At 34.7% G+C, this 1,477-nt stretch carries 2 protein-coding genes; one reads left to right on the top strand and one right to left on the bottom strand.

Annotation, left to right across the window (positions count from 1 at the left end; genetic code table 11):
* Positions 1 to 471: flavodoxin family protein (locus FTU09_RS13660; protein WP_179991815.1), on the top strand; the 471-nt coding region annotated here is incomplete at its 5' end.
* 173 nt (positions 472 to 644) lie between these two features.
* Here FTU09_RS13660 and FTU09_RS13655 read toward each other — a convergent pair.
* A complete protein-coding gene (locus FTU09_RS13655) occupies positions 645 to 1,364 on the bottom strand; it encodes a phytanoyl-CoA dioxygenase family protein (RefSeq protein WP_087554354.1) in 720 nt (239 codons plus the stop codon).
* Between the last annotated feature and the right edge of the window lie 113 nt (positions 1,365 to 1,477).

Genomic DNA, 1,477 nt, shown 5'->3' with positions numbered 1-1,477 from the left:
AAAATTGATTTATTCACCGCTGAACAGTTGATGTCTCAACCTGAATTACTCTGTCAATATGATGGACTAATTTGGGGTACTCCAACCTATCTCGGTGGTGTCTCTGGCACTTTTAAACAACTCATGGATGCCACAGGTCCATTATGGAAGAAGCAGGCTTTTAAAGGAAAATTAGCCGCAGGATTTACTGTTTCCTCATTACCTGCTGGGGATAAGCAATCGACCCTGATTTCGCTTTTCACCTTTTCGATGCAACACGGTATGGTATGGGTCGGCAACCCTATTTTACCTGAGCAACATCAAGGTGTTCCGTATACGCAAGCAGCCAATCGTCTCGGCTCATGGTCTGGTCTTATGGCACAAGCCGAACATGCCAGTGCGGCAGATGCTTTTGATATTGGCGATATTAAAACCGCTCAGTTATTTGGACAAAACTTTGCATTTCGCTTAAATGCATATCAAGGAACATGATCAAATGAAAGAGTCTAGTCTTTAATTTCCATATGTTTTTTAATCTCGGGCATTACTACATTAAAAACATTAGGTGTTATCAATAGTTTCTTTTCTATGTGAATGTCAGCATGGATTAGGAATATCTCTTATGAAGAAGATCCTGTCAGGATGATGGGTTTTCTTTATTTATCTTACAAATTCTGAAAATATCTATACGTTGCCATCATTCTTATCTTTTTTGCAGCATTTATCGCTGGAGAATGAATAACCCTCATATCCATTAAATACACATCCCCTTGTACGCCAGTTAATTCAATGATCTCTAATTTTTTATTCTGAAAATCAAAAGGCTGATTTAATATTTTCGTACTCAATAAATGATTCAGCTGACTTGAAGAAGATCGTTCAGTTAAATGATGTGAACCTTTCAAAACTAGAGTTCCACCACCATGAGGTTGAATATCATCAATGATTAAAAAAAATTGCAGTGACTCAAAAGCTGTTGAATGTGAATCGACATGCCATTTTAAATCATTCAGTGTCCATTTTTCCTGTTGAGGTAATGTCAGTAGAAGTTGCTGTTTCTGATCAGAGTAAAACTTTTTAGCAAAAATTTTGAATACAACTTCACCCAAAATATCTGAATATTTTTCTAAAGTTTTTGGCTGTTTAACTGTTCTGGACAACATGACAATCTGTTGAAAATGACTCAATTTTTTCAATTCTTTAGAGATTATTTTATTATTTTCATAAATTTTTAAACGTTTCAGTTCTTCAACCAAACTCTCTTTGATTAAATTTACTTCTTTTTTATCAATAAACTGAGATAGCTTAACAATTCCATCAACACTTAAGTCAGTTTTAATTTGTTTTAACTTTATTTGATCCAAATCGGCTCCATTATGATTCATTTTAAAAATTTCCAATCCCTAAGATTCAATCAGCTCTACTTAGGCAATAGCCTTAATAAACCAGCATTTTTTCCATCTTCCAACACCCAAATCGAGCCATTATATGCAGTATG

Origin of the sequence: Acinetobacter sp. YH12058 (assembly GCF_013419805.1) — a bacterium.
Classification (GTDB): domain Bacteria; phylum Pseudomonadota; class Gammaproteobacteria; order Pseudomonadales; family Moraxellaceae; genus Acinetobacter; species Acinetobacter towneri.
The sequence above is the reverse complement of the archived record's forward strand: the minus strand, read 5'-3'. Positions and strand labels throughout refer to the sequence as shown.

Excerpts from the sequence above, each read along its gene's own strand:
- FTU09_RS13655 (WP_087554354.1), bottom strand. The coding sequence starts at position 1,364 with ATGAATCATAATGGAGCCGATTTGGATCAAATAAAGTTAAAACAAATT.